This is a genomic window from Actinomyces sp. ph3 (genome assembly GCF_000308055.1).
Lineage (GTDB): Bacteria > Actinomycetota > Actinomycetes > Actinomycetales > Actinomycetaceae > Pauljensenia.
In genome coordinates this window covers 142,663-149,316 of sequence record NZ_CAGY01000003.1, presented here as the reverse complement: position 1 = coordinate 149,316, position 6,654 = coordinate 142,663, and the positions used below count along the sequence as shown (strand labels likewise).

Here is a 6,654-nt window from a genome sequence, read left to right as displayed (position 1 = left end):
TTCTCGCCACCGGGACCAGCGTTATAGCGTCAGTGCGCTAGATGGTTCAGCCCATCTTGCGACGCGTTGCAACTGCAGCGCCACCGGCGATCAATGCTGCCATTCCAAGGCCCAGCAGAATTCCGCTGTTTGCACCGGTCTTTGCCAGGGAAGACTTGGGGTTCTTCGGCTTCTTGGGCTGCTCAGAGGGCGTCGAGGGAGGAGTCGACTCGGTCGGTGCGGGAGGCACCGAGGTGGTGGTCGAGGGGCTCGGCTCGGGAGTCGTGGTCGACGGGGTGGGCTTCGGAGCCGGAGTCGTCGTGGACGGGGTGGGCTTCGGAGCCGGAGTGGTCGTCGACGGGGTGGGCTTCGGAGCCGGAGTCGTCGTGGACGGCGTGGGCTTCGGAGCCGGAGTGGTCGTCGACGGGGTGGGCTTCGGAGCCGGAGTCGTCGTGGACGGCGTGGGTTCCGGGGTTGGAGTCGTGGTCGACGGGGTCGGAGTCGGCTTCGGCTTGGTCACGTTGGTGACTGTTGCGGTGTAGTCCTTTTCAGGGTTAACCGTCAGAGTTGCGGTCTTCTTGTCCGCACCCAAGGTGACACCATCAGATTCGCTGAAGACACCGGAAGTTGCGTTATCCCACAAGACGCTTGCGTCGGGAAGGTTCTTTTCCTTGATGGTGACCTTCGTGCCGACAGGCAGCTTGTCGGGGTAAGTGTAGGTCTGTCCCTTCTTAACGGTGACAGTTTCAGTCTTGTCAACGCCGGGGCCCTTCAGGGTCACTTCGAAGGAGAAGTCCGGATCATCGGTCAGAGCAGCTGCGGAGTCATCAACCTTCTTTGCGATGGAGAAGACCTGCTTTGCTTCTGCACCAGCATCAGCACCGTAGACGAGCTTTTCACTTGCAATTGATGCACCCGGAGTGCCCGGAGCTTCGATGTTTGCAGTATTCCAGTAGCGTCCGTTCACCAGGTTCTCAACGCGACCGTAGAGGGTGAAGACTGCGAACTGGTTTGCAGGAATCTCAGGAATCTGAATCTTGAGCGCGTTTGCATCACAGGTAATGGTCGCGTTTTTAGAGAGAGAACCGTTAGAGAGGTCCGCACCTGCGTAGTTGGCGCCGCCAACAGCTGCAAGAAGCTTGAAGTTAGCGGCATTCTTCAACTGGCTCGTCAGATCGGTGCAGTCGAAGTCCCACTTGGTGTCTTCAGAGTTGTCGGTAAAGGTCACGTTCTTCAGACCAGCGGAGCCACCGGGAATGGTCACGCGCCAAGAGATGGTGCGGCTCTTGTTCCAAACGGTGCCGGGGTAGGTCCAGAAGCCATCCTTACGGAAACCTTCGCCAACACCGACGCCCTTCTTGACGTTAACGTCAACGAATTTGGTGTCGGTCAGATGGAAAGGCTGCGTGCCTCCGATCTCATTGGCCTCCAGGGTCAAGCGCGAGCGAGTGATCACCCAGCCATCCCAAGATGCCGCACCCTCAGCTGCTTCATTGAAGACGACCTTGACAGTACCATCTGATCCCCAAGTAGCGCAGCCAATCACGGTGCCCGATGCGGACTTCACATCGAAGGTGAAGGGAGCGATCGGGTTCGCGGACTTGGTTGAAAGCTTGTACTGGAAGTACTGACCTGCGGTCACCTTCGAGCTGGTCGACCACTTGACCTTGTAACCAAGAGTCTGACCAACAGTGAGGTTCGTCGTTGCATTTCCATTGTCGTCAACCAATTCAGGCTGGCCAACAGTCATTTTCGACGTGATATCTGTGGTGGGTGCGGGACAAGTTGCGGCGTGGGCGGCGGGAGCGGCAGCGTCAGAGAAGATCTCAACGGCACCGATACCACCAACCGCAAGCGTCAGCGCTGCGAGCGCAGAAACCGCGCGCTTTGTGCGGAGGGTTGTCATAGGAAAAACTCCAAAAATCCGAAGATTGACAGATTCAAAAATATATTACAGGTAATCAGGCTGAAATTCCTAGTGTTTTCTCAGCTAAATTTATTCAGATTTCATTCATAAACATTTCATAAAGAAACCAGGAAGTCATCCTCGTCAACCACAGCTCCGCCCGCAATTCCAAGGATAATTGTTGCTGCAGACTCAATATCACGAGTCGAACGCATCCGCTCCAAACGCTCGGAACGAGTGACGATACTCTCAGGAACCTCGACATTTCCCTTAGGAAGCCAGCGCAGTCGATACTCAATGACCGCCCCCTGCGCCCATTCCTCCCAGCGCAAGACATGAGGAACCTGCTCGACCTGATGCACTTCAACCATCATGATCGACTGATTCCCAATAGGACTGAGCAAAGCAAAACCATCAACAACTTGTTCAGCGCTTAGTGCATGTTCACGATCCCGCGCTAAGGCTTCGCGCAACTCATCACTCAACTCATGCACCACTGAACGCAGCTCTCGTTCAGCCTCGGCATCGTGACGATTCTGACGGGAAGGCTCTCCCTGCGCATCAGCAACCAACTCGCGCGAATCAATCGTCTCTGGGAAAACCTCAGCCAAGGCCTCGGCAAGTTCAGCGGGCCCCACCCAGCGCGGCGAATACACGGCCAAAGACACTGCGGAATCAGGATCGGGCTGCATCACAACGCCACTTCCCGCAATGCGCACAGCCCCAGCCAAGCGCCGAGCCATCCGCTCCAGCACCAGCAAGACCTGATATTCGAGCCCGACGGGCAAGCCCTCGGGGAAAGCCGAAGCCCAGCGGTCACTCGCGGCAAGCTCAGGCGGTGCAGGCTCCCCGCGCATCGGCTCGCACTCCACAACCCACGCGTGAGTGAGGTCTGCACCCAAGCCAAGTGGACCTCGGACGTTTACGGGAAGCGCCCAAGGGCCAGAAAGCTCTACTCCCCCGCGAAGGTGCAGACGACCGGGAGCAACCCAATGGGCCTCGTCCCACGCGGAAACAGCCAAGGCCTCAAGCTCATCATCTTCAACGGAAGCGCCCACGCAGAAGAGGTGGTTTGCCAGCCCCAACTCAACGGGAAGAGGCAACACTTCACGCGCAGCGGAGCTGGTGCCCATAGACACGCGCGCAACATGATCATCAAGGCGAATCTCGCCGGTGCCGTTCACTCGCAGCGCGGTGTCGAAAGCACGCATCCCGCCGACCGAAGTCATCGAGGTTTCAGTCAAAGGGTGCGAAGCCGTCTGGCTCAGCGAGGACTGGACACCTCGCGCAGAATCGTGAGCCTGCCCAGCAGGAGCAGCTTCCAAACGCTCGCGAAACGACCTGCGTTTAGGGGGCAGCGATGCTTCTTGGCCCACGATCAACGCTCGATACGGGTGCGACTAAAACGAAGGTGAGTACGCGAGGGCGTCGGCCCGCGCTGACCCTGGTAGTGCGAGCCCAAGCCTTCACTGCCGTAGGGGTGCTCGGCGGGCGAGGACAGATCGAAGAAGCACAGCTGACCAATCTTCATGCCCGGGTAGAGCAGGATCGGCATGGTCGCAGTATTCGACAGTTCCAGGGTGACGTGGCCAGAGAAGCCGGGGTCAATGAAGCCAGCGGTTGAGTGGGTCAGCAGGCCCAAGCGACCCAGCGAAGACTTTCCCTCAAGGCGCGCAGCGATGTCATCACCCAGGGTCACCAGCTCATAGGTTGCGCCCAGTACAAACTCACCGGGGTGCAGAACGAAGGGATCGTCCGGTCCCACGTCCACACTGTGGGTCAGGTCAGATTGATCGGCAGCGGGATCGATCACCGGATAGCGGTGATTATCGAAAAGGCGGAAAAGTCGATCCAAACGCACGTCGATACTTGCGGGTTGAATCAGAGAGCGATCAAGCGGATCCAATTGAATACGTCCGCTATCAAGGCTTGCTGAAATATCGCGATCACTGAGCAGCATGGTGCCATTCTCGCACAGTTTGGTGTGAGCCTTCGCGCCTCAGCGGGCGCGTTGGGTGACGGCTAAGCTACCTGTGTGCCCGTGACTGAAAGAGAAACTGCCCGTAGTGCCATCATGGAGTGGTACCGCCTTCATCGCCGCGATCTTCCCATGCGCGCTGATGATGTTTCCCCGTGGGGCACGCTTGTTTTTGAGGTCATGAGCCAGCAAACCCCCATCCCTCGCGTTCAGCCGATTTGGGAGCGCTGGATGAGTCTGTGGCCAACTCCCGCAGATCTGGCGAAAGCATCCCCCGCCGAGGTCCTTGTCGAGTGGAGCCACCTGGGCTACCCATCGCGGGCTCTGCGCCTTCGCGATTGCGCACTCAGTATCACGCGCGATTTCGGGGGCGTTCTCCCTTCTTCCTACGAGGCCTTGCTGGAGCTGCCAGGAATTGGCCCCTACACCGCCAGCGCAATTGCATCCTTCCAGTTCCACCAGCGCGTTCCCGTCCTTGATACGAATATTCGGCGAGTGTTCGCACGCATCTGCGACGGAATTGAGTTTGCGCGACGCAGCGCACCTTCGCGCTTAGAGTTCGCTGCGGCAATGGAATGGCTGCCCGAAGATGGCGCAGAGTGCGCGCTGTGGAATGTGGCGATCATGGAGTTTGGCGCGCTTGTCTGCACGCAGCGCTCCCCCAAGTGTGAGGGCTGTCCGCTGCGCGAGGACTGCGCGTGGGCAAAGGCTGGTTTTCCGCCCGCCGAAGTGAGGCCTCGTGGTCAGGCGTGGAAGGGAACTGACCGGCAGGCTCGGGGGCGCGTGATGGCGGCTTTGCGCGCCTCTCCCTCGGGAATTTCGATTGACGAGGCCGTCGCCGCGGCACGTTTGGAGGGCGCGGATCCTCAGCAGGCTCCTCGCGTCATTGAGGCTCTGATACGCGACGGCCTGGTTGCCGAAGAGGTGGCAACCAGGCACATCACTCTTCCTCGGGAATGAGGAAGGGGCTGGACCCTGGAGGGTGGGCCTAGCCCTTGACTGCTCCTGCCATTGCGAAACTTCCTCCGGAAACTTTCTGCATGATTGCGTACAGAACCAGAGCCGGGCTGGAATAGATCACCGCGAATGCGGCAAGCTTTCCATAAACAACGGCTCCGTGAGTTCCGAAGAACTGGTAAATTGCGACGGCAGCTGGCTGAATATCCGGATCAGTCGTCAAGATGAAGGGGACGAAGAAGTTCCCCCAGGTTGCGGTGAAAATGAAGATGAAGACGACCAACAGACCTGGTTTCATCAGGGGAAGAACAATGGTTCGCAGCGCTTTGAGGGCACTTGCGCCATCGACCCAGGCTGCTTCTTCAAGAGACACAGGGACAGAGTCCATGAAGTTCTTGAGCATCCACACGGCCATGGGCAGTGAGGTTGCAGTCATGAAGCAGATGATGCCGGGCATTGAATCGATCAGGTCGAGGCTGACAAAGAGCGAGTAAACCGGAACCATCAATGCCGTAATGGGCAAGCAGGTTCCGAAAAGAATCGTATACATGAATCCGCGAGCGAAACGACTCTTGTAGCGAGACAGCGGGTAGGCCGCGAGTGCACCGACGACAACGGTCAAGATTGCCGTTCCGAAGGAGAGAATCGCAGAATTCCACAGGGGAAGCCAGGTGCGATCAAATGTCGCGATATCTGAATAGTTCGAAGTTGTGAACTGATCTGGGATATTCAGCGAGAGCGTCGCGGTCTTATTAAAGGAAGCGAGGATTACCCAGGCCATCGGAACAACAAAACAAATCCCGATAAGGCTTAAAGCTATCGTCGAAACCAGTCGAACCGTTTTCTCACGCGGATTAGCGACGGAGGGGATTTCCTTAGCTTGCGTAGCCATCAGTCCACCTCCGGCTTCAATGCGCGAATGTAAACCAGAGCAAAGAGCGCACCCAGCACAATGGTCACCGTAGCAATCGCCGTACCGTAGCCAATCAGAGAGTTCTTAAAGGCTTCTTGGTAGGCCATGACCGGGAGAGTCGTCGACTGAGTTCCCGGGCCACCGCCCGTCATCACCCACAGGAGTGTAAAGACACCCAGGGTTTGAAGGGTGGTCAGAAGCAGGTTGGTGGAAATGGAGCCCTTGATCATGGGAAGGGTGACAAAGAAGAATCGCTGCCAGCCGCGCGCTCCGTCGACTTTTGCTGCCTCTTGAATTTCCGGTGGGACTTCGGCCAGCGCTGCGGAATACACCATCATTGAGAAGGCTGTCCCGCGCCAGATATTGGCCATGATGACGGAAAACATAGGAAACACCAGCAACCACGCCGGTCCGCTCAATCCGATATAGGAAAGCATTACATTAAGCGTTCCATCGCTCGAGAAGAAAGCATAGAGCGCGAAGGCAGCGACGATTTCGGGCATAACCCAAGCGATCACAACGACGCCGCCAACAAGGGTGGAAAGGATCTTCGGTGCCTTACGCATGAGCATTGCCAAGGCCAGACCTAAAACGTTCTGGCCGACAACAGCTGATGCAAACACAAAGATCACAGTGAGCAGGACTGCTTTCCAGAAAGCATTACTGGTCAGCAGTTCCGCATAGTTTTCGAGGCCAACAAATTCGGGGTTTGCCGCTTTGTAGCCCGAAAGGGCGGCATTGGTCAAAGACCCATATACCGAGTATGCAATGGGACCGACGAGGAACACCGCCATAAGAGCAACTGCTGGAAACAGCAGGCCCATTCGGCCCGTTTGGCGGGCGATGCGAGAGATCAGTGTCTCGCGTCGCCCGCCAAGGGTCGCAGTGCTCTCGGTCCCCACACGAACCGAGGTAGACATG

6 protein-coding genes are annotated in these 6,654 nt (G+C 57.6%); 1 reads left to right on the top strand and 5 read right to left on the bottom strand.

The genetic code is table 11. The features are described from left to right. Positions 1–46 precede the first annotated feature (46 nt). From HGAS_RS05170 to dcd, 3 genes are all read right to left on the bottom strand, one after another. Positions 47–1,885, bottom strand: a complete 1,839-nt coding sequence (locus HGAS_RS05170; protein WP_019126788.1) for a DUF5979 domain-containing protein — start codon at positions 1,883–1,885, stop codon at positions 47–49. Between the two features lie 116 nt (positions 1,886–2,001). After that, positions 2,002–3,261, bottom strand: a complete 1,260-nt coding sequence (locus tag HGAS_RS05165) for a hypothetical protein (protein ID WP_019126787.1) — start codon at positions 3,259–3,261, stop codon at positions 2,002–2,004. Between the two features lie 2 nt (positions 3,262–3,263). After that, positions 3,264–3,845, bottom strand: coding sequence for a dCTP deaminase (gene dcd / locus HGAS_RS05160; RefSeq protein ID WP_009408384.1), 582 nt, complete (start codon positions 3,843–3,845; stop codon positions 3,264–3,266). 114 nt (positions 3,846–3,959) lie between these two features. On the opposite strand from dcd, the gene HGAS_RS05155 reads away from it, so the two are divergent. Further along, positions 3,960–4,823, top strand: a complete 864-nt coding sequence (locus HGAS_RS05155) for an A/G-specific adenine glycosylase (RefSeq protein ID WP_019126786.1) — start codon at positions 3,960–3,962, stop codon at positions 4,821–4,823. Between the two features lie 28 nt (positions 4,824–4,851). Here the strand turns inward: HGAS_RS05155 and HGAS_RS05150 are convergent, their stop codons facing one another. Together HGAS_RS05150 and HGAS_RS05145 are read right to left on the bottom strand one after the other, a co-directional pair. After that, positions 4,852–5,712 (bottom strand): carbohydrate ABC transporter permease, encoded by an 861-nt coding sequence (locus tag HGAS_RS05150; RefSeq protein ID WP_019126785.1) that lies wholly within the window; start codon positions 5,710–5,712, stop codon positions 4,852–4,854. Next, a complete protein-coding gene (locus HGAS_RS05145) occupies positions 5,712–6,653 on the bottom strand; it encodes a carbohydrate ABC transporter permease (RefSeq protein ID WP_019126784.1) in 942 nt (313 codons plus the stop codon). Before HGAS_RS05145 ends, HGAS_RS05150 begins: the two co-directional genes overlap by 1 nt. Position 6,654 lies beyond the last annotated feature (1 nt).